This window comes from Microcoleus sp. F4-D5 (assembly GCF_036704885.1).
Taxonomy (GTDB): Bacteria; Cyanobacteriota; Cyanobacteriia; order Cyanobacteriales; family Microcoleaceae; genus Microcoleus.
In genome coordinates this window covers 108,326-129,424 of the sequence record NZ_JAUBSX010000008.1, presented here as the reverse complement: position 1 = coordinate 129,424, position 21,099 = coordinate 108,326, and the positions used below count along the sequence as shown (strand labels likewise).

The following is a 21,099-nucleotide window of genomic DNA, read 5'->3' as shown; positions in this document are numbered from 1 at the left end:
GATTCTATTAAGCTATAGCAATTATCGGCTCGATTGTCAACGATTCAAGCGCCGGACATGGCTTTGCCCTGTCCTGGAGACACGCAAACTTCAGAAACCCGGTTTCTTCCTATATTTCTCGTTCCTGTTCACAAAACTCGTAGAAACCGGGTTTTTAGCCTTCAGTTTAACAAAAGAATGCAGTCGATCGCACTATTGAGGATTCCCGCGAACTTCCTCTAAAAACCAGTTGCCGACTTCTGTATTGTCCGTCTGGCGACTGCGGCGCAAACCTTCCTCTAATAAAGCAACTTTTAGCCCCGGCAAAACTTGAGATTCCGTGAGACGTTCGCTTCCCCGGTTAGCAATTATTTTGAAAGCAATAACTTGGGCTTTTTGTACGTCTACTACCCAATACTCAGACACCCCTAATTCTTCATAAATCATTCTTTTTGTCCCCAAATCGTCAACGAGAGAACTGTCGGCAATTTCAATCGCTAAATCTGGGGAAACTGCGCTATCTAAATGCACTACCGAACTGCCGCGAGGTGCCGTTTGCACCCGGTCTCCGATGTAGTAAGAAGCATCAGGTTGAGCGCCTCTAACACCGGTTTTGGCGTAGCTACAGTTGACCAGCAGTCTCATTTTTATACCTTTAGCAATGCCAAATAAATTTATTAAGATGACGATAATTCCGTTGTCATCAGCACGATCGGGCCCGACTGCTGCCTTTTCAATCCTCAACTGTCCGTTGTAATAGTAGCATTTTGCTCGATCGTACTCCGGCTGTTTAATAATTTCTATATATTCATCCCAAGTCGCTGTAACCCAGGTATCAGTTAGTAGTTGGGTTTGGAGTTGACTCATCATTACCTCACCGGAAAAAATCTTTGACTTTTCAGGGAAAACTTCTGAGTAGGGACGATCGCATTTTTACCATTCAGCAGTAAGGTGCGCCTAGCGCACCTTACAAACTATTAACCTATGACTATTCTGCCGCTTCCTCAGAGTCGGATTCTTCGGCAGATTCTTCACCGGCAGGCGGCACTAAAGCCACAGCTACGATCGAATCATCCTCGTCCAACCGCTGCACGCGCACGCCCGTTGCTGTGCGCGATTGGGTGGAAATTGCACTCACAGCCTGACGGATAATAATACCTCGGTTGGTAACGATCATCAACTCGTCATCTTCGTTGACAATTCGCAGCGCCGCTACGTAATCCTTAGCCTTTTTAGACTTAAATTTAGTAGCTGTCAATCCCTTGCCAGCCCGTCTTTGCAGTCGGAATTGAGAAACTGGAACCCGCTTGCCGTAGCCGTTGGTTGTGATTACCAACACCGAAGGAACTCCGCTGCTATTTTTATGAATTTCTTCGGCTTCTTCGCCTTCAATTTCCTCGGCTTGCAGTTCTAATTCTTCATCTTCCAATTCCGCTTCTTCATTTTCCAAGTCAGCAATTTCTGCCCCTTCAAATTCTGAGTCTTCTGTTTCTAATTGAGCAATATTAGCTCCCTCAAATTCCGAATCTTCTGTGTCCAACTCAGCAATTTCGGCAACAATTGAACTGGGTAAAATGTCCATGCTGATCAACTCATCGCCCGATCGCAATTTCATTGATTTTACACCCCGCGTCGCGCGGCCGACTGGGCGCAACTGTTCGTGATTGGTGCGGAAATGAATTGCCATCCCTTGGCGCGTACCGATGATGATGCTGTCATCCACTTTTGCTCTCCGCACCCAGCGCAGTTGGTCGCCTTCTTCTAGAGAAATGGCGATTAATCCGTTAGTGCGGATGTTGCCAAAAGCTGAAAGTGCTGTTTTCTTGATGTAGCCGCCGCGAGTCAGCATGACCAAGTATTCTTCGCTGGTGAATTCTGTGACTGATACCATAGAAGTGATTTTTTCTTCTATAGGAATCGGCAGCAGTTGCACCACGGGAGTGCCGCGGGCAGTCCGCGAACAGACGGGGATTTGATAAGCTTTGACAGAATAAACTACGCCCCTGTCGCTGAAGAACAAAACGCTGTCATGATCGCAGCAGGAAAGGAAATGTTCTACTCCGTCATCTTCTTTCATTTTCGCGCCTGCTTTGCCGCGAGTAGCGCGACTTTGGGCCTCGAAAGTGCTGACCGGCATCCGCTTGATGTAGCCTTGCTCTGTAATCAGAATAATTGCTTGTTCGTTGGCAATTAAATCTCTTTCATCGATTTCTCCTTCGGCGTGTTCGATGACGCTGCGCCTAGGAGTGGCGATTTTGGTTTGGATTTCGACTGCTTCAACTTCGACGATTTCTAGTATCCGTTCCCGGCGCGCTAAGATATCTTCCAAATCGGCGATTTTAGCTCGCAGTTCTTCGTGTTCTTGCTGAATTTTTTGCGCTTCTAATGCGGTCAAACGCCGTAACTGCATTTGCAGAATTGCGTCTGATTGCTGTTCAGAAAGACCGTAATTATCCATCAATTCTTGTTTCGCGGCGGCGGAGTCGGCAGCGGCGCGAATTAGGTGAATAATTGCATCTAAGTTTTCTAAGGCAATTAATAAGCCTTGCAGAAGGTGGTCGCGTTCTTCTGCTTTGCGGAGTTCGTATTGAGTCCGGCGAGTAATTGTCTCAATGCGGAAGTCTAGGAAGACATTGAGGAATTGGGAGAGCGTAAGTAGTTGGGGTTCCCCATTTACTAGCGCTAACATATTGGCTCCAAAGTTGGCTTGGAGGGGTGTTTGTTTGTAGAGGTTGTTGAGGACGACGCGGGGATAGGCGTCGCGCTTGAGTTCGATCACGATGCGCATTCCGTCTCTATCGCTTTCGTCGCGAATGTCGGAAATTCCATCTAATCTTTTGTCGTTGACAAGTTCGGCAATTTTCTCAATTAGCCCTGCCTTGTTTGTTTGGTAAGGCAATTCGGTGATAATAATTGCTTCTTTGTCGGGGCGGCCGGGATGTTCGATGGTTTCAATGCCGGCGACTCCGCGCATTGTAATTGAACCGCGCCCGGTGGTGTAAGCATCGCGAATGCCGGATCTCCCCAGAATTTGCCCTCCGGTGGGAAAGTCCGGGCCGGGGATGTACTGCATCAATTCCAGGTCGGTAATTGCTGGATTGTGGATTAGCGCTACTAAACCGTCAATTATTTCGCCTAAATTGTGCGGCGGAATGTTGGTTGCCATCCCTACAGCAATCCCGGAGGAACCGTTGAGCAAAATTTGGGGGATGCGTGCGGGGAGTACGAGGGGTTCTTGCTGGGAACCGTCGAAGTTGTCGCCGAAATCAACTGTTTCCGAGTCGATGTCGCGCAGCATGGAGTCGCTAGTCAGAGCTGTGAGGCGACATTCGGTGTACCGCATGGCAGCGGGCGGGTCGTTGTCAACAGAGCCGAAGTTGCCGTGGCCGTTGATCAGGCATTCCCGCATGGAGAAATCCTGAGCCATCCGCACCAGGGCGTCGTAAACCGCTGTATCTCCGTGCGGGTGATACTTGCCCAGCACCTCCCCCACGACGCGGGCGCATTTGCGGAAAGGTCGATCGGGAGTCAAGCCCAATTCGTTCATGGCGTAGAGAATGCGTCGGTGAACGGGCTTGAGACCGTCCCTGGCATCTGGTAGCGCCCGACCGACAATTACGCTCATGGCGTATTCCAAGTACGATCGGGACATCTCATTACCCAGATCCGTCGGGATTATCCGCGACTCAGAGGTGCTCATAGGTTGAAAAACTCCGTTAAAACTTTAAATTTGACCGCTATAAATGCCAAAAATGCGATAAAATCGATTTGGATTCAGTAGAGCTGCCAAATATTGCAAATTACTCCTGAAATTATATCACAATTTGCCTTTGACTTTATGGAAAAATAGCCATAAAAATTAAGATAATTGTTGTTTAGTAAAACAGGCTGCTTTGTGAAGGGGAAAAAATAGTCTAAAATCTAAAATCTGAAATCTGAAATCTAAAATCTAAAATCTAAAATCTAAAATCTCCTGATGCTACCCGTCATCTACTCCGAAGATTTCTTGCTGCACAAGACTGGAATGCTTCACCCAGAGCGACCAGAACGTTTAACGGCGATCGCCGATGCTCTGAAAGCTGCTCCCTGGGCGGCTCAAATTGAGTGGCAACTGCCCACCCCAGTGGCGCAGCGCGAACAAGAACTGTTCTGGGCTATCAAAAAAGTTCACGCGCAAAGATACATCAAAGAAGTCGAACATTTGGCTCATCGGGGAGGCGGCTACCTTGACGGCGACACGCCGATTTCTGCTGAAAGTTACGACGTAGCGCTGCTGGCTGCGAGTGCTTGGCTCGATGGGGTCGATCGAGCGATCTCCGGAAGCGAACCGGCTTTTGTGCTCGCCAGGCCGCCGGGACACCACGCCGAAAACGCCCGCGCGATGGGTTTTTGCTTGTTTTCCAATGCTGCGATCGCCGCTCACTACGCCCTGGAACAGCCGGGAATCAACCGCGTCGCCGTCCTAGACTGGGACGTGCACCACGGCAACGGCACTCAATCTTTGGTGCAAAACTGCCGGCAAATTGCCTACTGTTCCCTGCACCAATCTCCGTGCTATCCGGGAACCGGAGATACCGACGAGCGCGGGGCCTACGACAACGTGCTGAACATTCCCCTGTATCCCGGCGGCGGCATAGCTGAATACCTGAGCGCCTTTGAATCTCTTGTCGTGCCTTTTTTGTCAAACTTTCAACCGGATTTGTTGATTGTCAGCGCCGGTTACGACGCTACTGCGTCCGATCCCCTGGCGAGCATGACTCTGGATCCGTCAGATTACGGTACTTTCACCGGATACTGCCTGCAAATCACCCGCCGCATCGCCTTTGGTTTGGAGGGGGGTTACGCGCTCAAAGAGTTGGCCGAGTCGGTTGTGGCAACTATTGACCGATGCCTCAATTAGCTGGAAAATGGGAAGAGGGGAAAATGACTTTGACAAGCGGTTAGAAACCGATTCAGAGCTTTTGAGGGCATCAGCGAAGCGATTATTTGGCGATCGCGCTTGATAGCTTTTTTCCCTCTTCCTTCTGAGTTCTTCCTTCTGACTTGCGTGACAAAAATCACAAATTTAAGAGATCCAAGTCACTTGACATCAAAGTCTCGGTCACAGATTTTCAGCCAAAAAATCACACCGTGTCAATGTGTTCGATCGCCTAAATCGTCGCTCGCAGAGAGCATAATAAGATTACAATCAGGCTGTAAAAATTTTATCTGTCTCAATCAACTAGGAGGTTTATCATGTCAGTCTCCCAAATGACACTCGAAGAGTTATTTGGTCAGGTCATGTTCTCCAGTGTCGTGACTCGCCACGACCGGAGACAGCTCAGATCTGCCCTGTTAGAAAGAACACTGAATGATGATGAATATGCCATCATCAACCGACTGCTGTACAACGTGCGCCGCGGTTGGGTAAAAATTGTCGATTAAAGACGCCGCAGTCAACTTTCTGGAGGAGAGCTAAAAGTAGAACTTGCCACCTCGGGAAGTTTTTCGGTATTTAATACTTGGCTCGAAAGTTAGATGTGTTTGACAACGGTCTTAATTATCAAAATCCCGCTAAACATCAGTCTATAGGTAGAGATAATTATAAAATAACAGGTTTTGGGTGCATCTCTACTTGTTGAAAAATTGTGAGTTTTGAGTTGTTAACTGAGCAGTTATAATCAACTCAAAACTCATAATTTTTTGCAGGGGAGATGTGAGATTAGAAATTGGGAAAGACTGATGCGCTAGGGGTTGGGAACCGCTGTAAAGTTGATATTTGTTAAACGGGGATCGAAAATCAAAAGTATCAGCAGTTTCCCGTTGAGGACGATTGTGCTATCGTTACAAGCACAGCGAGTCGCATTGGTCGATCGAACATTCCGGCAATTTGAACCCGGAAGTGTCAAAATATTAACAACCAGTTCATCCCCAAAATATATGGCTCCCGCCGTTTTAATTGAAAATCTTCAGAAACGCTACGGCAATGTAGAAGCCGTTAAAGATGTTTCCTTCAAGGTAGAACCGGGGGAAATATTTGGTTTGCTAGGCCCCAACGGTGCAGGCAAAACCACAACCCTGCGGGTACTTTGTACTTTAACATCGCCAGACAGCGGACGCATTGAAGTGTCTGGTATTTCTGCTGTCAGTCAGCCGAGAATTGCCAGACAAAAACTCGGCTACGTCGCCCAAGAAGTGGCCCTCGATAAGGTGCTGACGGGGCGGGAACTCCTGCAACTGCAAGCAGCGCTTTACCATTTGCCGCGCCATAGGATTAAAGGGCGGATTGCCGAAATGGTCAAACTCCTCGGTTTGGAAGAGTGGGAAAATAAAAAGACGGGTACTTATTCCGGCGGTATCCGCAAACGCTTGGATTTGGCTGCTGGATTGCTGCACCAGCCGGATGTTTTGGTATTAGACGAACCGACTGTCGGGCTGGATATTGAAAGCCGGGTGGTGGTGTGGGATTTCCTGCGGCGCTTGCGGGAGGAAGGTACGACGGTGTTGATTACCAGCCATTATCTCGAAGAAGTTGACGCTTTGGCCGATCGCGTGGCGATTATTGACAAGGGTACGGTAATTGCACAGGGGACGCCGGAGGAGTTGAAAAATCGGGTTGGGGGCGATCGGGTGACTCTGCGGATTCGGGAGTTTTCGCCGATGGAAGAAGCCCAAAAAGCTAAAAATCTGATGCAATCTCTGCCTTTTGTGCAGGAAGTAATTGTCAACGAGGCCCAAGGAAATTCTCTCAATTTAGTAGTAACACCGCAAAGCGATGTGCTGGTGACTATTCAGCAAGCTTTGAAAAATGCGGGATTGCCTACTTTTGGGATTGCTCAATCTCGGCCGAGTTTGGATGATGTGTATTTGGCTGCGACTGGTAAGACGCTGTTGGATGCGGAGTTGGCTGCTGCTAGCAACCGCGATTTGAAAGCCGAGCAAAAACAGGCGATGCGATCGTAGTTTGAGGGAAGAGGGAAGAAGGAAGAAGGAAGAAGGAAGAGAAAGCCTTCTTCTCTTTTTTAGATCGTTCGGCGGTTGGAAACCGCGTCTACACAAACGAAGTCTGCCTTCGCAGACAAGCGAGATAAGTTAGCTATGATCTTAAGAGTGAATCGAAAAATACTATAGTGATTTTGGAGGAAATTAATAAATGAATCTTGTTTTGGAAGTTGAAGCGCCTCCTTTCCGAGAAGATGCAACAGGAGCTATTCGGGTGGGAAACTCAAGAGTTTTGCTGGAATTGGTGATTCGAGCTTTTCAGGATGGTGCGTCGCCAGAATCAATTGTGCAGCGTTATTCAACTCTGTCGTTGTCGGATGTCTATAGTGCGATCGGCTATTATCTCCGACACCAAGAAGCAGTGGAAACTTATCTCAATTATCGCGAACAATTAGCAGATTCCGTCCGTCAGCGTTTGTTAGGCATTCAACCAGATCTCAGCGTTATTCGATCGCGCTTGTTAGCCCAAAAACAATCTTGAGGGTTAACTATGCTGCGGCTGTTGAGCGATGAAAATTTTAATGGCGATATTGTTCGAGGGCTTTTCCTGCGTCAGCCAGACCTTGACTTGCTTCGCGTTCAGGATGTTGGTTTGCGAGAAGCTGACGATCCAACAATTCTCAACTGGGCGGCCCAGAACGATCGCATTGTGTTAAGCCATGACTGAGCAACTATGCCCGATTTGGCTTACGAACAGTTGAGGGATAAGGAACAAATGTCAGGTTTGTTTATAATTAACGATCGAATGCCAGTTAGACAGGCTATTGATGAACTTCTGGTGCTGGTTAACTGTAGCGAACAATCGGAGTGGAAAGGAGTTGTTTTGTATCTACCCTTGTAACAATCAGCTATATATTTAAGACTACTCTCGAACTATTTTAACATACTGTTTTAACACGGGTGGAATCGTGAAAACGGTTTCTGTTTCACCGTTCAATTTTTCGATCATTCCCCGTCTGGCTAAAGATAGAATTGCTTTACATAATTCGCCTTGCGATCCTTGACATTTTGCCATCCATTGGGTAAACGAAACAGGCTCGCTTTCATTACTAAGTTGCGAAATCGCCTGTTTTTCTATTTCAGACAACCGCTGATAGTGCTGCTGCAATATCGGTGTCAATTCGTCACCTAAAAATACTGGTTGATAGCTTAGATATTGAGAGACTCTACCGCTAAATAAGTTGTTAATGGTTTGAGCGACTAATTTTAACCACAGGGGATTACCTTGATAAAGGTTAATCAAATCAGGCCAGGTTTCTTCATCCAACAAACGCTTTTCTCTAAGAATTTCTGTTGCGGCTTCACCTAAACCGGTTAACTGCAACAAACATACTGCTGAATTATCGTCGGTGAATGTGAGGATGTCTGATGGAGGTTCCCAACTATTGAGAATTAAGCAGCTATTGTGGGGAAGTTCGCCGATGAGTTTAAATAGAGTTCCGTAGTTTTCATATCCGGGTTTATAATGTCCTGCAAGTTGCCCGCTGCTGAGAATTTGCTGCACGTCATCGAGGATGATGAGACAGCGATTTTCGCGCAATGTTTCTATTAGGATTGACAATTGAGCATCGGCGTTGGCCGAAAAGTTAATATCTGTGCGATCGGATAGAAATTGAATCAGGTTTTTGAGGGTTGTTTCGAGGGGTGGGGAGGTGCGGAGACTGCGCCAGATGATGCGATCGAATTGAGTTTGAATTTGGGGGATGAGGTGACGGGCGATCGAGCTTTTGCCGGTGCCACTCATGCCGATGATGGTGAGGAGGCGGCAGTTTTGCTCTAGAATCCAGGTTTCGAGGGCGGTGAGGGGGAATGAAGGGCGATCGTAGAAGGTTTTGCGATCGGGTGCATCTCCTAAATCGAGTCGCGGTTTTTGTTGGGTATCGTCTTGATTCGAGGTTTGTGTAAAAGGTGAGTTTTGTTTGTGGTGTAAGGTGTCTGGACAGACGTTAATGTTGCCTTTGTTTTGTACAAAATTAAAATCCCCAAAATTAAAATCTCCAAAATTTGAAACTTTAGAGATTTCATACCTCTCCATTGTGGAGCGAAAATTTGATTTCTTAACCTTTTCTCCCAATATATCAGAGAGAAGTTTCCATAATTCCCTGGCAACCTGTTTAATATGATCCTCACTGCGTTTGCAAGCTAAAGCTATTTCTGGGTATTTATGACCTTCCCACACTTGCTCTAATGTACATCTTTGTAAGGAATCAAGATGTTTTCCTGTCTTAGCCAATATCTGAGCGTCTGTCCATTGTAATACATCTTGAATGTCCATAGGGCAGTCTGGGAGTTTTGTTTGATTTAGGGTATTGTCACTTTATCGCACTTTTTCCCACTTTGACAACTAAATCCCACTGTCTAACACTAAATTATAGCTGTAATATTTTGTAAATTCTCGCTAAATCCTACTGACAAACCCCAAAATAATTAATAATATCTAGTTAAGTAACTATTTATTTACAAGGAATATTTCAATGTCATCTGAATCAATGGACAAGAAAAGAAAAGAACAAATTGAGCAGGGCAAAGAAGTGGCTGGAGAAAAAAGTAAAAAAGGTTCCTCTAGCAGCAGTTCTGGGAGTAGCTCGCAAATTGACAGGATTAACAAAGAGCTTGCCAAGCCAAATTTGACAGATTCAGCACGCCAGTCTTTGTTGAAAAAGAAAGAACAATTAAAGGGAAAGTAGCCCTAATAAGTAGGTTGGATTGAGCAAATGCAAAATCCAACCTATATGGCAATCGTCTTTTTCCCATGCTCAAGAGCGCTTTAGACAAGTGTACAAGGAAAATGAATTATTACTAAAAACCGGAAAATCAAAAAAACACAAGCGCTTTTGAAAGAAAAGAGGTAGCGAAATATGGTAATCATTCAACTGATTTCGGCAAAAACTGGAGAACCCATCAAAGGGAAAGCGGTTGCCGTTGGAAACAATGATTTTTTAAAGCTGGGACAAACAGATCGCAAACGAACTAATGAGCGAGGCGAAGTTGAGTTTTCTATAGAGCCTTGGGCTAATGGCACAATTTATGTTGATGGCAATAGTGTTCATAAAGGTAAAATACATGACTTTCAGACAATACATATCTAAGGGCTAATATTTTTGGGAGGCATGAAAGCCACAAATATACTCAAGCTTTACCCGCTACTTAATCCTTAGCAGATTTAAAAATACTAACTTTTCTAGGAGAACATGAAAAATGGAAGATCGAAGCAGAAAGTTTCACTGGAAGTATCTAATTAGCTGGCTGATTCTTGGTACTCTGGGCGGACTGGTAATGTTTATTCTAACTAAGACATCCAGTTTAACTATTGTTTTATCAATCGCGGGTACGGTTTTATTGTCTGTATCATTTGCTGGTCTTGGTATGTTATCAGAGGCTTGGTCAGCTTATAATTGGCAATTTGGAAATATAGAACACTCACCTTGGGTTTGGTATATTTACCCTCTTGCTGTCGTAGTACGCATGGTAATTAACGTTTGGTTTGTAATAATTTTTAGAAATCCATTTAGTAAGTAAATACTTGTTCGCAATACCAAAGCTAAAAATTAGAAAATTTAGGAATTCTAAACGATGAAAATTTTAATTTTGATCGCCATCGCTATTATTATCTTTTTGGTTTTTTGGTATACACAAGGCACGAGCACGAATAAATTGCGTATCCTTCTTGCAACCAGAAACTGGAAAGCAGCTAATGAAGAAACCGAGCGACTCATCACGCTGAATACTGTACGTATCGTTCGTGGAGAAATTGCTTTACAAGACTCCCTTCGCGAATTCTTAAAATGCTTTGGTATAGGTTCTGGGATGGCAAGCAAATTGAAACTGACTTACAGTCACAGCTTAAAGCTGGAAGAAATAAATCAAATACCCTGTGATATTTTACATGAAATAGACCAGCTTTGGGTACAATACAGTAAGGGACATTTTGGTTTCAGCATCCAGTTACAAATCCTTGAAGAATGTAAAAAAGCAGATAATTGGAAAAAGGAAGAAATACAGGAATTCGATCGTAATATGTTTAGGCTCACCAAAGGCTGGTATGACATAGATAGTCCTTGGTTTTCTATTTCATTAGCCGATACAGTTGAAGTTTTAATTCTTTGGGAGCGGTTAGGATGGATAACTCGCGGTTACACTCGTTTTGGCGATTACTGTTATATACCTATCCACTCTATTTATGAATTCAACTACAGTCTAAATACTCCCAAGGGTTATCTACCAGTCTTTCAGAATTGGGTGAATATGCCTGAGATCTATACTATTAATGTTTTGCAACGACTAAAAAACTGTAGATACTGATTCACTTCAAGCATAAAACCTCGGATCGGTTGCACGCAACCTCCCAGCCCTTACCAACCTCCTGGTCCTTACGATTGCTCTTTATAACGACTGCTAATACTCTAATTCCTGCCATTCTCTATCTTCCTGGTAATGCTGCAACATTACCTCAGCTTGTTTTGCTAAAATATTTTGCCTCTCTTCTAGTGGCAATTGCATAAATTCTCGGCGACAGGGATAGTCGGTTAGTGTTGGTATTTCTAAAGCTATATCCGTCGTCGGCTTCTTTTGCATCTTACGAGCCGAAATCAATGCTTCTATTCGATCGCCTTCTGCTTCCTCCGCTGCAATATCGGCATCAATTTCTTCTCGGTTAGCATGATAATAAGTCAAAGCTGCATAGACTTGAGTTAGATTTAAATGCCCGATGCGATCGACAATTTCTTCTGCACTCAAACCTTGCTTGTACCAAATAGCAATCCGGCGGACTGTAACACCCGTCCCAGCAATAATCGGACAGCCACCGTGTATCTCGGGATTGCGACTGATTAAAGTGCCTATATCGGTGATAGTTGACAAGATTTTTGCCTCCTTAGAACGATCGCTCTCTTATATGGCATAACACTGTTACAGCAAGTGCGATCGCCCGCAACAACATCACCATTTTACCTTCTGAAAAACAATACTATCTGCGGTGACAGTAACTGTATATAGCAATCCGATCTGAGTCTCACAACACAACGCCCTCTTGTCGTCCTAGACTTGTTGTATAGCAAGACTTTCAGATTTTACGGATCTAGAAAATCACTTAGGATTGCTATATCTATCCCCAGGCTTCAGTTGAGCTTCAATCTCAGCGGGAATTTCTAACTTACCATCCGAGTTGACAGTCACGGTAATATTTGATTTCAGAATGTATGCTTGCAGGTGTTCAACAACTCTATCTTGCAGAGATTATGGCAGAGATTCCATAATCTCGACCAAAGTGGCGATCGCACTTGATGACATAGCTTTATCCTCGATATTTAATTTACAGCAAATCCCGTGTACTGCCGAATATTGGGATCACGAAATCCCAAAACAATCTGTTCTTTGGGGATTCCCCCCGCTACTAACTCATTCGCAATTCCCTCTTCAGTTCCATCTCTTTGAATCCAAATTTTTCCCTCAATAATATCAACATGAACTAAACATCCGTGAACCCTAATATCGTTTTCACGCCCCAATATCATTAGCAAATAACGGTCTGAATCGCTATCAAAAACCGTTTGAATCTGAATATCTCCATAAGCATAAGGTATTTGAGCATATTCAGTCAGAATTGTTTTTATAATGCGACGATAATTTTCTACGGTTCCCATTGTACTATCTCCTCATTTTTTTCAGCAAAAACGATTAAACATACTTGATAATCCGCTCTAATGATTTGACCGAGCGGTTCAGATAATAATTCGCTAAAAACTGATTGTGTAATAGCTAGATAGAGCAGAGCTTTCGATCGGGTTCAGTTCTAGCGATTACCGAACGGTAAACTAAGTATTGACCCAGCGCATTCTCCAGGTCATTCATGTCTGGTGCGCCCACAAAACTTTTGACTTCTACAGCTATCTTTTGTCCAGCTTTCTCAGCACTAAAAATGCGCTCGGCGCCCAAATCGACGTACATATCTTTAATTCCCCATTTTAATCTCAAGGGATCGTGGGTAATTCTCCATCCGTCTTTGATGAGGGCATTTTTTACAACATTGTGATATACATCTTTAGCTGGCATATTGGAAGAAGTCAATTTTTAATCAATACGATTGTATCCTAAAACTTCCGAAACTAATTAGACAGGTAACAGGACATTCACTTTACCAGAACCCTAAACAAAAACCGATCGCCCGCCCAACACCACCAATACCTCCAGACTTGCTACTGTAAAGAGAGTTAGATTTAATCAAAATCAGCGCAAGCAATTATGAGCGGTACTGTTACATCCCCCAACAACCTCAACCAGCAGCGGCCACTCTCCACGGCATCCGCTGACACTTCCAGTTCTCTGCTGGGCGACTTCATCCAAGAAACACTCGCCTTAACCAAGCGCCTGTTTATTCAATTGCAGCGCCGCCCCTCGACGCTAGTTGCAGGCATTATTCAGCCCCTGATGTGGTTGGTTTTGTTCGGAGCTCTGTTTGAAAATGCTCCCTCCGGCTTGTTCGGCGAAAGCCAGAATTACGGACAATTTCTAGGCGCTGGTGTAATCGTTTTTACAGCCTTTGCCGGGGCGCTGAATGCCGGTTTGCCGATTATGTTCGATCGCGAATTCGGCTTTCTCAACCGCTTATTAGTCGCGCCGCTGGCTTCGAGATTTTCGATCGTCCTGGCTTCGGCTATTTTCATCGTCACCCTGAGTTTCATCCAAACCGGCGCAATCGTTACGGCGGGAGCGTTTTTGGGCGCGGGATTCCCCGGAATTGCCGGACTGGGGGCGATCGCCCTAATAGTCCTGCTGTTAGTTTTGGGCGTCACCGGTTTGAGTCTGGGTTTAGCTTTTGCTCTCCCCGGTCACGTAGAATTAATTGCGGTAATTTTTGTTACTAATTTGCCGCTGTTATTTGCGAGCACAGCCCTCGCACCGCTGTCGTTTATGCCTCACTGGCTGCAAGTTGTCGTGACTCTAAATCCCCTGAGTTACGCGATCGAACCTATTCGCTATTTGTACCTGCACAGCGATTGGTCGCTAGCAAGTGTGGTGATGCAAGCTCCTTGGGGTAATATTACCTTTGGAGGAGCGCTGTTAGTATTGCTAGCCTTTGATGTCGTAGCGCTGCTTAGCATTCAACCGCTGCTGAGACGCAGGTTTGCTTAGGGCGATCGCAGCAAATAAGCGGGCGATAGTTTAACCTGCACTGTCAATTGTAGGGACACGGCCATGCCGATATGTGTCCCTACAGATATTGCCTAAAATCTCTCTTTCTCACTACTTTTCAGAATTACTCTAAGTTGCAGGTTCGATTGGAACTTCCACAAGTTTATTTCTCGAAGAAAAACCGGATTTAATGCCGATCGCCGATTTCGGCACTTTAAACTTTTTCGCCAACAGCACGATTAATTCTTGATTGGCTTTACCCTCGACTGGCGGCGATTTGAGATGTACTGTGAGGCTGCCGTCGGGTTGTTCTGCGATGCTTTGCTGTTTGGAATTCGGTTTAACTTTGACTGTGAAAATAGTCATACTTCGACTTTTTCTGAATGTTCGATTTTTGTCCCTAAAACTTTCAGAAATTCAGCCAGCCAGTTAGAATGTGCTGGCCACGCGGGGGCGGTGACTAAATTGCCATCGACTACGGCGTCGGTAACGGGAACTTCTGTATATTTGCCGCCGGCCCGGAGTACGTCGGGGCTGCAAGCGGGGTATGCAGTGCAGCGTTTGCCTTCGAGTACGCCGGCGGCAGTTAGGACTTGCAAACCGTGACAAATAGATGCGATCGGCTTTTTGCTGTTGGCAAAGTAGCGGGTAATTTGCAGCACTTGTTCGTTGAGGCGGATGTATTCTGGGGCGCGTCCTCCGGGAATAACCAAAGCGTCGTAATCTGCCGGGTTGATTTCGTCAAAAGTCGCGTTTAAAGTGAAGTTGTGACCGGGTTTTTCGGTGTAGGTTTGATCGCCTTCAAAGTCGTGAATTGCGGTGCGAATTTTTTGTCCGGCGGCTTTTTCCGGGCAGACGGCGTGGACGGTGTGACCTACCATTTGCAGTGCTTGGAAGGGAACCATTACTTCGTAGTCTTCTACAAAGTCGCCGACTAACATTAAGATTTTTTTGGCTGTCATGTTTCCAACTCCTGTTATTTTGAGCGTGTTAAATAGGATTTAAAAAATGCGGGGCAGTTAAAAAGCTTGCCCCGCAAGCTATTGCGGAATCTAGAAACCGTTGCGTCCCCAAATGACCATTGAAATTGAGAAGGAGAACAGAACTAGCACCGAAACCCAACCGAGTGACAAAATATCCATAGCTATTTATTGAACAAACTGTACAAAATGACTCCAAACCTTATGATAAGTCAATTTGAGCCATTTTTGAAATGAGGGCGCTGTGAAAGACTCGTCAAATTTTAGTGCCGCTGAACGGGTAGAATCTTTGAAGGCAGGGAGTGTTGCTGCTTTGTCTTGTTTGCTGGCTTTTGGGGCGATCGCCCTTGGTAATAGCTTAATTCTGGCGGATAGGTTGGATTCTCTGGCGAGTTTGCAGGTAAGGGAAATTGACCTAAATTTTGCCTTGAGAGGGACTATCGCACTTTTGGGCGGTTTTTTGTTCGGCGTGACTTACCGCTATGCGATTCGCCGAGATGTTAACCCGCAGCTTAAATCTGGTGCGGTGTTGGCTTTTGGGTTGGTGCGGGCTTTTGGACAGTTGGATGCTGGATTGTTTTTTGAACCCGGGAAGATGCCCGCCCTACAGGAGTTATTGCCGTTTGCTGTTCGCGGTGCCGAGAGTGTGGTATTGTTCGCGATCGCGGGTTTGGTTTTGGATTGGGCGATCGGGCGATCGTGGATTAAGCCCTTTGATTCTTGAGTGCCAAATCTTGCAGCATTTTTACGAACAGGCTTTCCGGCCTGTTCCACAAAAGTTCAATTTTCTTGTGGGGAGTAGGGGTTGGGCACGCGAGCCCTTCTCATTACCCACATTTATGATAGTGAACAAGTAGTGCTGCAGATTAAATTTATGAACCGGGAGAATTTCACAGACCCCCAAAAATCGGCATTGGACCAATGGGGAGATGTAGACCTTGGAGATAGCCGACAGACCAACAGAGCTCTCGAGGTTGGAGCAGCGTTAGCTCAGAATCCATCAGCCAGCTTACCAACACAAATGGAAAGTTGGAATCAATTAAAAGCCGCCTGCCGACTGCTAGGGGAAAAGGATGTCACTCACAAGGCCCCATCGTCAACCCCATTGTTAAAGCACTCTTTGTCGAGCTCAACAAAGTGGCGCACCCATCGTACTCTCTCTCCAAGACACAACGGAACTAGACTAGGGCTTGCTGAATCAGTCAGGGAAAACTCAGCAAGAGAGTAACGATCTATTTAAGAGCGAGCGAACATCAGTTTAGCTCGACAATTTTTGCTGCCATTATAATTTTTGATAATGACTTACCCATAAACAGGTGTTGTTTTCGGGAATTAGTACAAAAAAACAAAAAAAAAACCGGAGCAACCGGGTAGAAAGGCTCATGACTAAAAAAGTAACCGCCATTGTTGTTTGGGAGGTATTTTAAAGTTTTGCCATCACAAGGATTCAAGCTAAATCTGCGTTTACGCAAGTCCCAAATTTTCCTTCAATTGCCTGACGAATTCTTTCATCTTCTGCTGCTTGTTTCTTTTTTTCTTTACTGACGTTTGCTGGGGTCTTCCTACAGCCGATCCGCTGATTTTAATTCCTCTTTCTTGACACCATGCTCGGTTTTCCTTGGTACGATAAATGCGATCCTCTTCGAGGGCTTCGCTAACGGCGTGAACTGATTCTGGGTAATATCCCGTAAAGCTACGATCCAATACGGTTTACTTAAGACCGAACAAGTGATAAACTAGGTATTATCTACAAAAAAGTAAATCAAGTATAGTGCCGTACAAAAAATTATTATTAGCATCTCCCAAGCTCAAAATTAGCGAGATATTCAAAGCAAGAGCAATAGCAATTCCATCAACAGAAATAGAAGCAGCTCTTCTCAAAGTAAAAGCCAAAGATAAACGGCATCGTGGGCTACCATCACAACTGGTAGTATGTCTAATCATAGCAATGAGCTTATGGTCAAAAGACTCTATGCGCGACGTACTAAAAAATCTGATTGATGGACTTAATGAAGTCTGGTTGAAAACTGGTAAATATTGGAAAACTCCCTGCAAGGCAGCTATTACTAAAGCCCGAAAAAGATTAGGACCTCTTGCGATAGGCCAGTTGTTTCATCAGTTGGTACGACCAATGGCTACAACTGAAACAGTGGGAGCTTTTCTGAATGGATTGAGAGTTGTAGCAATAGATGGAACCTGCTTAGACATCCCCTCTGGGTGATGAAAATGCCAGAGTTTTTCGCCGTCCAGGTAGCCGTCCAGGTACAAGAGCTGCTTTTCCCTTTCGCTAGATTAGTTATTTTAGTAGAAGCATGAACGCATTTAATATTTGATGCCTTAATATGCCCATACAAGATGGGAGAAAGAGTCATAGAATTAAGATTATTGCGCTCAGTTACTAAATAAATGTTGTTAATGTGGGATAGAGGTTTGCATTCATATGCGATGGTGTCAGCCACTCTCAGCAAGGGTTATAACTATTTAGGACGAATTCCGTCAAATATTAAATTCCTCAACGAAACACAACTATAAGATGGTTCTTACTTAAGTTTTATTAATCCTCCAGGCAAATTCAAAAAAAAAGGATTTTAGCCCATTCAAGTCAGAGTAATTGAGTACACGATTGAAAACTTAAACGACCCAACAGCCGAAACTAAATATAGTTTAATTACTTTATTGAACCCTCAAAAAAATCCGGCTAAGTTATTGTCTGCCGAATATCATCAACGGTGGGAAGTCGAAAATACAATTGATGAATTAAAAGTACATCTCGGAGAACGAAAAACTCATGTTCGTTCTCAAATACCAAGAGCAGTAGTGCAAGAAATTTATGGCCTATTATTAGGACATTGGGCTGTGCGGTCATTAATTTGTCAAAAAGCGCATAGTACAGAAATTTCCCCATTAAGTATTTCTTTCACGGGGTACATTAAGCTGTTGCACATTTAAACTGTGATACAAGCATTGCCCTTATTTTTGATTTTGCGACCCCATTTAATTATTAATTGCCCTTCATTTAAGAGGAGCTGCAATAAATACTCTAGCTCTTCAATAGATGTAAAAAGTCGATTGGCAATATATTCTTTTGTCGAATGCCATACTAATTCAATTAAGTTATAGTCGGGGCTGTATTTGGGGAGTAATTATCAATGGATATTAGGCATTTCTGTTTCAATTTTTTTGAGGTACTCTTCTTTTTTATGAAAACTAGCACGATCGAGAACGATTACTATTTTTGCTTTTTTTTTAGCAAATTCTGATGCTCGATCTCCTGCTGATACCATTCATTCATTAATTAATTAGCTCTTCATCAAACAGTTTTAGCACTCGCTCAAAATTAGATTAATTACCTTTTTTGATGAACTCAACCCACCTATTTTTATCGCTATTTCTTACTCCTCCTCTTACATTAACTCTGCCTTTTCTTCGGTATCCTCTGACCTGTTTTCGGCTGCTTTTTTTACACCAGTTATTTCTTCTGGTGACTCTTGAACTCAATCCACTCTCGTCCCAAAACCATACCTGTAATCGTTCTGGAGTTTCTTTTTCTACTTTTAAATATTCTGCTAGTTTTATTTTAAACGCTGTTCTTTTTTCGGGATTTCTCTTGGACTCCCGGCTATACTTAGCCCAGATGTAAACATACTTTTTTTGCTTTAATATCCTCCGAACTTGTCCTCCGCTTAATTTGATTCCTGTGGACTCTTCTAAGTATGTTGCTAATCTCTGCGCTGTCCATTTTCCAAAATCATCTCCTAATTCTTGAGGGTCTTTCTCTAGAGTTTCTAATAATATTTCTCTAGATTTATCTGTGGCTTTTTTGTGGTTTCCTTTCATTCTCTCATCTATTAGACTTTCTAAATTGTCGGGTTTCTCTTCATACACCAATAAGATACTTTGTTGACTGAACCACCCAAAAAGTCAGCGATTTTAGATTGTGTTTTGCCGTCATCGAGCAATAATAAAATCAGAATTCTTTCTCTGACATTTGCCTTGTCTTCCTCTTTTAAAGCTTTCTGTAGTTTCTCTATTTGTTTGGGATTGAGATGGTTTGGGGCTGGCATTTTTGTAGTGATTGACTAAACTAAACTTTTATTATACCCTATTTAAAGGCACAACAGCTTACGAGTTATTCGTCGTGCTGTCCCAAAATTTCAGCGATTAGAACCACAAGAAATCCCATTTTTTTAACTTGGTTGAATTTGGATATACTTGATACAACTTTACCGCAAAGAGTTCTGAGAAATAACCCAAGAGTTGTCAAAAAACCTGTTTCAAAATTTAAATCCAAAAAAGTTAAACACAGAGGTACTGGAATAAAAATGAATCCTCCTGTTTTTAATATCTTAAAGCCTGCCAACCCTTAAGTAAACCGTATTGGCAAATAGCCAGGGAAGCAATCACCGTCAAACCACCAACCAGCGGCCCTGAACGTAAAGAACTACCGATTAGTGGATGGTGCATTCGTTGTTGGGAAGTCCGGGAGGATAGTTCAGAGGGATTGGAATGGATTCTATTTACCGCTGTTGCTGTGACAGATGCGACAGCAGCAAAAGAACAATTGGATTGGTATTAATCGAAGAGTATCACAAGTGTCTCAAAAGCGGTTGTGGGATTGAACAACGGCAATTGGAGACTGGAGACGGACTGCTGAGATTGCTAGGATTTTTGGCAGTTGTAGCTGTCAGGTTATTGCAGTTACGTACTGCTAGTCGTATGGATGGAGCTGCAGACGCTTGTCAATTCGTCCCTAATTATCTGTTAAAAGTCCTTCGGCCCGCCGAGGCTTGTTTGAGGAGCAATTGACGAGCGTCTGAATTTGGGAAATCTGTAGCTCGCTTGGGTGGTTTTATTGGCACAAAATCGGATGGGAATCCAGACTGGCAGACGTTATGGCGTGGTTGGGCAAGATTGCAAGATATGTGTTGGGCACTCCAATTAGCAGCCCAACACTTTTGAAAATGCGGGTTGAAAAATGTGGGTAATGACAAGGCTTCTAGCCCGCCCCTATCAATATTCCAGAAATTGAAATTAGGTAATGATAAAATAAATCAGCGGCATCCCAAGGAATCGCGAGTAGAAATCCCTGTTTGAGAATTAATTCCGGTGGCCTTTGTACACAATTCTTTAACTTGTGCTCCGTCCATAATTGCGTCAGTAAAGTCAGCGCCGGTGATATCAACTCCGTCAAAAGTAGAACGCAGCAAAATCGTTTCTGCTAAAATGGCATCACTTAAATCGGCATTAGTAAATTTCACTTGATCTATCATTGCATTAGTTAAATTGGCGCCGTGCAAATTAGCCTGAGTCATCACCGAAGCGCTCATAATTGCTCCCCGCAAATCGGCATTAGAAAAATTAGTCAAGTCCATATTAGCGTTAGAAAACTCAGCGGCCCGCAGCATTTGACCCGAAAAATCGCGTCTTGTCAGTTCGGCGTTGCTAAAGGACAGCGGAGGAGCGTAATATTTAGATTGAGCCTGGGCTGGCTGCTGCAGGATGAAGATAGTTAGTGCCAAGAGGAATGCTGCTAGTTGCCGGAGTTTCATAAGTCTGATATTCTTGCAAGGTGGGTATTTCGTAGTGTATCCCGAACTTTGGTCGATCGACTAAACAGTTACAATCTTAATTAAGAGTGATGGAGATGGAAAAAAAGATATGCTAAGTTTTTTCTTAACTTGGATAGTAGCAGCGGTTTCGCTGATCGTTACCGCTAACATTGTACCAGGTATTTCGGTGGTGAGCTTTCCGGCGGCGATGCTGGCTGCTGTTGTTATCGGATTGGTGAACGCGGTTGTCAGACCGATTATTACTTTGCTGACGCTGCCTTTGAGCATTATTACTTTAGGTTTGTTTTTGTTTGTTGTGAATGCAATTTCGCTTTCCCTGGCTTCGTGGTTGGCGGGTGCGTTCAATATCGGCTTTGCGGTTAGCGGTTTTTGGCCGGCTTTGTTTGGTTCGATTGTGCTGTCATTCGTTTCTGGGTTAATTGGTCGATTTGTGAATGCCAATACTTTGTCTCAGTAAT

At 44.2% G+C, this 21,099-nt stretch carries 26 protein-coding genes and 3 pseudogenes; 16 read left to right on the top strand and 13 right to left on the bottom strand.

The window, feature by feature from the left end:
* Positions 1–192: 192 nt before the first annotated feature.
* Together QUA80_RS06285 and gyrA are read right to left on the bottom strand one after the other, a co-directional pair.
* Complete coding sequence (locus QUA80_RS06285; RefSeq protein WP_333422428.1) at positions 193–849, bottom strand: Uma2 family endonuclease; 657 nt, start codon at positions 847–849, stop codon at positions 193–195.
* 118 nt (positions 850–967) lie between these two features.
* Positions 968–3,679, bottom strand: a complete 2,712-nt coding sequence (gyrA, locus tag QUA80_RS06280) for a DNA gyrase subunit A (protein ID WP_333422426.1) — start codon at positions 3,677–3,679, stop codon at positions 968–970.
* Between the two features lie 276 nt (positions 3,680–3,955).
* Between gyrA and QUA80_RS06275 the strand changes: the two genes are divergently transcribed.
* The 6 genes from QUA80_RS06275 to QUA80_RS06250 all read left to right on the top strand — a co-directional run bounded on the left by QUA80_RS06275 (position 3,956) and on the right by QUA80_RS06250 (position 7,801).
* Positions 3,956–4,879, top strand: a complete 924-nt coding sequence (locus QUA80_RS06275; protein ID WP_333422424.1) for a histone deacetylase — start codon at positions 3,956–3,958, stop codon at positions 4,877–4,879.
* A 335-nt stretch (positions 4,880–5,214) separates the two neighbouring features.
* A complete protein-coding gene (locus QUA80_RS06270; RefSeq protein ID WP_242716917.1) occupies positions 5,215–5,403 on the top strand; it encodes a hypothetical protein in 189 nt (62 codons plus the stop codon).
* A 495-nt stretch (positions 5,404–5,898) separates the two neighbouring features.
* Complete coding sequence (locus QUA80_RS06265; protein ID WP_333422457.1) at positions 5,899–6,921, top strand: ATP-binding cassette domain-containing protein; 1,023 nt, start codon at positions 5,899–5,901, stop codon at positions 6,919–6,921.
* 190 nt (positions 6,922–7,111) lie between these two features.
* Positions 7,112–7,441 carry a DUF433 domain-containing protein gene (locus QUA80_RS06260; protein WP_333422422.1) on the top strand — a complete coding sequence of 110 codons (330 nt, stop codon included), beginning with the start codon at positions 7,112–7,114 and terminating at the stop codon, positions 7,439–7,441.
* A gap of 9 nt (positions 7,442–7,450) precedes the next feature.
* Entirely contained in the window at positions 7,451–7,627 is a 177-nt protein-coding gene (locus QUA80_RS06255) for a DUF5615 family PIN-like protein (protein WP_333422420.1), read from the top strand.
* Positions 7,628–7,633: 6 nt separating this feature from the next.
* Positions 7,634–7,801 (top strand): hypothetical protein, encoded by a 168-nt coding sequence (locus QUA80_RS06250; protein WP_333422418.1) that lies wholly within the window; start codon positions 7,634–7,636, stop codon positions 7,799–7,801.
* A 21-nt stretch (positions 7,802–7,822) separates the two neighbouring features.
* Here QUA80_RS06250 and QUA80_RS06245 read toward each other — a convergent pair whose 3' ends face one another.
* Entirely contained in the window at positions 7,823–9,235 is a 1,413-nt protein-coding gene (locus QUA80_RS06245) for an NB-ARC domain-containing protein (RefSeq protein WP_333422416.1), read from the bottom strand.
* Positions 9,236–9,434: 199 nt separating this feature from the next.
* Here QUA80_RS06245 and QUA80_RS06240 point away from each other — a divergent pair, with 199 nt between their 5' ends.
* The 4 genes from QUA80_RS06240 to QUA80_RS06225 all read left to right on the top strand — a co-directional run bounded on the left by QUA80_RS06240 (position 9,435) and on the right by QUA80_RS06225 (position 11,262).
* Positions 9,435–9,647: a hypothetical protein gene (locus QUA80_RS06240; RefSeq protein ID WP_333422414.1), complete on the top strand. Its 213-nt coding sequence runs from the start codon at positions 9,435–9,437 to the stop codon at positions 9,645–9,647.
* A 171-nt stretch (positions 9,648–9,818) separates the two neighbouring features.
* Complete coding sequence (locus QUA80_RS06235) at positions 9,819–10,049, top strand: hypothetical protein (RefSeq protein ID WP_333422412.1); 231 nt, start codon at positions 9,819–9,821, stop codon at positions 10,047–10,049.
* A 109-nt stretch (positions 10,050–10,158) separates the two neighbouring features.
* The gene (locus QUA80_RS06230) at positions 10,159–10,479 is read left to right on the top strand and encodes a hypothetical protein (protein ID WP_333422410.1); all 321 of its coding nucleotides are present in this window, start codon (positions 10,159–10,161) and stop codon (positions 10,477–10,479) included.
* 54 nt (positions 10,480–10,533) lie between these two features.
* Entirely contained in the window at positions 10,534–11,262 is a 729-nt protein-coding gene (locus QUA80_RS06225) for a GUN4 domain-containing protein (RefSeq protein WP_333422408.1), read from the top strand.
* Between the two features lie 93 nt (positions 11,263–11,355).
* Here the strand turns inward: QUA80_RS06225 and QUA80_RS06220 are convergent, their stop codons facing one another.
* The 4 genes from QUA80_RS06220 to QUA80_RS06205 all read right to left on the bottom strand — a co-directional run bounded on the left by QUA80_RS06220 (position 11,356) and on the right by QUA80_RS06205 (position 13,026).
* A complete protein-coding gene (locus QUA80_RS06220) occupies positions 11,356–11,820 on the bottom strand; it encodes a DUF433 domain-containing protein (RefSeq protein WP_333422406.1) in 465 nt (154 codons plus the stop codon).
* A gap of 446 nt (positions 11,821–12,266) precedes the next feature.
* Positions 12,267–12,602, bottom strand: coding sequence for a XisI protein (locus tag QUA80_RS06215; protein ID WP_333422405.1), 336 nt, complete (start codon positions 12,600–12,602; stop codon positions 12,267–12,269).
* Positions 12,590–12,715, bottom strand: coding sequence for a hypothetical protein (locus QUA80_RS06210; protein WP_333422455.1), 126 nt, complete (start codon positions 12,713–12,715; stop codon positions 12,590–12,592). Before QUA80_RS06210 ends, QUA80_RS06215 begins: the two co-directional genes overlap by 13 nt.
* Before the next feature lie 2 nt (positions 12,716–12,717).
* Positions 12,718–13,026, bottom strand: coding sequence for a XisH family protein (locus QUA80_RS06205; RefSeq protein ID WP_333422403.1), 309 nt, complete (start codon positions 13,024–13,026; stop codon positions 12,718–12,720).
* Positions 13,027–13,200: 174 nt separating this feature from the next.
* Here QUA80_RS06205 and QUA80_RS06200 point away from each other — a divergent pair, with 174 nt between their 5' ends.
* Complete coding sequence (locus QUA80_RS06200; protein ID WP_333422401.1) at positions 13,201–14,091, top strand: ABC transporter permease; 891 nt, start codon at positions 13,201–13,203, stop codon at positions 14,089–14,091.
* A 129-nt stretch (positions 14,092–14,220) separates the two neighbouring features.
* Here the strand turns inward: QUA80_RS06200 and QUA80_RS06195 are convergent, their stop codons facing one another.
* The 3 genes from QUA80_RS06195 to petN form a co-directional block, all read right to left on the bottom strand.
* Positions 14,221–14,457: a DUF167 domain-containing protein gene (locus QUA80_RS06195; protein ID WP_333422399.1), complete on the bottom strand. Its 237-nt coding sequence runs from the start codon at positions 14,455–14,457 to the stop codon at positions 14,221–14,223.
* Positions 14,454–15,053, bottom strand: a complete 600-nt coding sequence (locus QUA80_RS06190) for a DJ-1/PfpI family protein (RefSeq protein WP_333422397.1) — start codon at positions 15,051–15,053, stop codon at positions 14,454–14,456. Before QUA80_RS06190 ends, QUA80_RS06195 begins: the two co-directional genes overlap by 4 nt.
* Before the next feature lie 90 nt (positions 15,054–15,143).
* Positions 15,144–15,233 carry a cytochrome b6-f complex subunit PetN gene (gene petN / locus QUA80_RS06185; RefSeq protein ID WP_071883976.1) on the bottom strand — a complete coding sequence of 30 codons (90 nt, stop codon included), beginning with the start codon at positions 15,231–15,233 and terminating at the stop codon, positions 15,144–15,146.
* An 82-nt stretch (positions 15,234–15,315) separates the two neighbouring features.
* Here petN and QUA80_RS06180 point away from each other — a divergent pair, with 82 nt between their 5' ends.
* On the top strand, positions 15,316–15,795 hold the full coding sequence (locus QUA80_RS06180; protein ID WP_333422395.1) for a hypothetical protein: 480 nt from the start codon (positions 15,316–15,318) through the stop codon (positions 15,793–15,795).
* Positions 15,796–15,945: 150 nt separating this feature from the next.
* Positions 15,946–16,299, top strand: coding sequence for an IS4/Tn5 family transposase DNA-binding protein (locus QUA80_RS33700; RefSeq protein ID WP_445302207.1), 354 nt, complete (start codon positions 15,946–15,948; stop codon positions 16,297–16,299).
* Between the two features lie 54 nt (positions 16,300–16,353).
* Here the strand turns inward: QUA80_RS33700 and QUA80_RS06175 are convergent.
* A pseudogene (locus QUA80_RS06175) lies at positions 16,354–16,766 on the bottom strand (transposase); the annotation flags it as partial.
* A gap of 166 nt (positions 16,767–16,932) precedes the next feature.
* Between QUA80_RS06175 and QUA80_RS06170 the strand changes: the two are divergent.
* Positions 16,933–18,011, top strand: a pseudogene (locus tag QUA80_RS06170) (IS4 family transposase); the annotation flags it as partial.
* A gap of 5 nt (positions 18,012–18,016) precedes the next feature.
* Here QUA80_RS06170 and QUA80_RS06165 read toward each other — a convergent pair.
* Positions 18,017–19,135: pseudogene (locus tag QUA80_RS06165) on the bottom strand (IS630 family transposase).
* 442 nt (positions 19,136–19,577) lie between these two features.
* Between QUA80_RS06165 and QUA80_RS06160 the strand changes: the two are divergent.
* Positions 19,578–19,877, top strand: coding sequence for a hypothetical protein (locus QUA80_RS06160; protein WP_333422393.1), 300 nt, complete (start codon positions 19,578–19,580; stop codon positions 19,875–19,877).
* 245 nt (positions 19,878–20,122) lie between these two features.
* On the opposite strand, the gene QUA80_RS06155 is transcribed toward QUA80_RS06160, so the two are convergent.
* Complete coding sequence (locus QUA80_RS06155) at positions 20,123–20,620, bottom strand: pentapeptide repeat-containing protein (protein WP_333422391.1); 498 nt, start codon at positions 20,618–20,620, stop codon at positions 20,123–20,125.
* A gap of 109 nt (positions 20,621–20,729) precedes the next feature.
* Here QUA80_RS06155 and QUA80_RS06150 point away from each other — a divergent pair, with 109 nt between their 5' ends.
* Entirely contained in the window at positions 20,730–21,098 is a 369-nt protein-coding gene (locus QUA80_RS06150) for a phage holin family protein (protein WP_333244809.1), read from the top strand.
* Position 21,099 lies beyond the last annotated feature (1 nt).

What these genes read in the sequence shown, in the direction of transcription:
- QUA80_RS06285 (WP_333422428.1), bottom strand. Translation starts at nt 849, where the DNA reads ATGATGAGTCAACTCCAAACCCAACTACTAACTGATACCTGGGTTACA.
- gyrA (WP_333422426.1), bottom strand. Translation starts at nt 3,679, where the DNA reads ATGAGCACCTCTGAGTCGCGGATAATCCCGACGGATCTGGGTAATGAG.
- QUA80_RS06275 (WP_333422424.1), top strand. Translation starts at nt 3,956, where the DNA reads ATGCTACCCGTCATCTACTCCGAAGATTTCTTGCTGCACAAGACTGGA.
- QUA80_RS06270 (WP_242716917.1), top strand. Translation starts at nt 5,215, where the DNA reads ATGTCAGTCTCCCAAATGACACTCGAAGAGTTATTTGGTCAGGTCATG.
- QUA80_RS06265 (WP_333422457.1), top strand. Translation starts at nt 5,899, where the DNA reads ATGGCTCCCGCCGTTTTAATTGAAAATCTTCAGAAACGCTACGGCAAT.
- QUA80_RS06260 (WP_333422422.1), top strand. Translation starts at nt 7,112, where the DNA reads ATGAATCTTGTTTTGGAAGTTGAAGCGCCTCCTTTCCGAGAAGATGCA.
- QUA80_RS06255 (WP_333422420.1), top strand. Translation starts at nt 7,451, where the DNA reads ATGCTGCGGCTGTTGAGCGATGAAAATTTTAATGGCGATATTGTTCGA.
- QUA80_RS06250 (WP_333422418.1), top strand. Translation starts at nt 7,634, where the DNA reads ATGCCCGATTTGGCTTACGAACAGTTGAGGGATAAGGAACAAATGTCA.
- QUA80_RS06245 (WP_333422416.1), bottom strand. Translation starts at nt 9,235, where the DNA reads ATGGACATTCAAGATGTATTACAATGGACAGACGCTCAGATATTGGCT.
- QUA80_RS06240 (WP_333422414.1), top strand. Translation starts at nt 9,435, where the DNA reads ATGTCATCTGAATCAATGGACAAGAAAAGAAAAGAACAAATTGAGCAG.
- QUA80_RS06235 (WP_333422412.1), top strand. Translation starts at nt 9,819, where the DNA reads ATGGTAATCATTCAACTGATTTCGGCAAAAACTGGAGAACCCATCAAA.
- QUA80_RS06230 (WP_333422410.1), top strand. Translation starts at nt 10,159, where the DNA reads ATGGAAGATCGAAGCAGAAAGTTTCACTGGAAGTATCTAATTAGCTGG.
- QUA80_RS06225 (WP_333422408.1), top strand. Translation starts at nt 10,534, where the DNA reads ATGAAAATTTTAATTTTGATCGCCATCGCTATTATTATCTTTTTGGTT.
- QUA80_RS06215 (WP_333422405.1), bottom strand. Translation starts at nt 12,602, where the DNA reads ATGGGAACCGTAGAAAATTATCGTCGCATTATAAAAACAATTCTGACT.
- QUA80_RS06200 (WP_333422401.1), top strand. Translation starts at nt 13,201, where the DNA reads ATGAGCGGTACTGTTACATCCCCCAACAACCTCAACCAGCAGCGGCCA.
- QUA80_RS06195 (WP_333422399.1), bottom strand. Translation starts at nt 14,457, where the DNA reads ATGACTATTTTCACAGTCAAAGTTAAACCGAATTCCAAACAGCAAAGC.
- QUA80_RS06190 (WP_333422397.1), bottom strand. Translation starts at nt 15,053, where the DNA reads ATGACAGCCAAAAAAATCTTAATGTTAGTCGGCGACTTTGTAGAAGAC.
- petN (WP_071883976.1), bottom strand. Translation starts at nt 15,233, where the DNA reads ATGGATATTTTGTCACTCGGTTGGGTTTCGGTGCTAGTTCTGTTCTCC.
- QUA80_RS33700 (WP_445302207.1), top strand. Translation starts at nt 15,946, where the DNA reads ATGAACCGGGAGAATTTCACAGACCCCCAAAAATCGGCATTGGACCAA.
- QUA80_RS06160 (WP_333422393.1), top strand. Translation starts at nt 19,578, where the DNA reads ATGGATTCTATTTACCGCTGTTGCTGTGACAGATGCGACAGCAGCAAA.
- QUA80_RS06155 (WP_333422391.1), bottom strand. Translation starts at nt 20,620, where the DNA reads ATGAAACTCCGGCAACTAGCAGCATTCCTCTTGGCACTAACTATCTTC.
- QUA80_RS06150 (WP_333244809.1), top strand. Translation starts at nt 20,730, where the DNA reads ATGCTAAGTTTTTTCTTAACTTGGATAGTAGCAGCGGTTTCGCTGATC.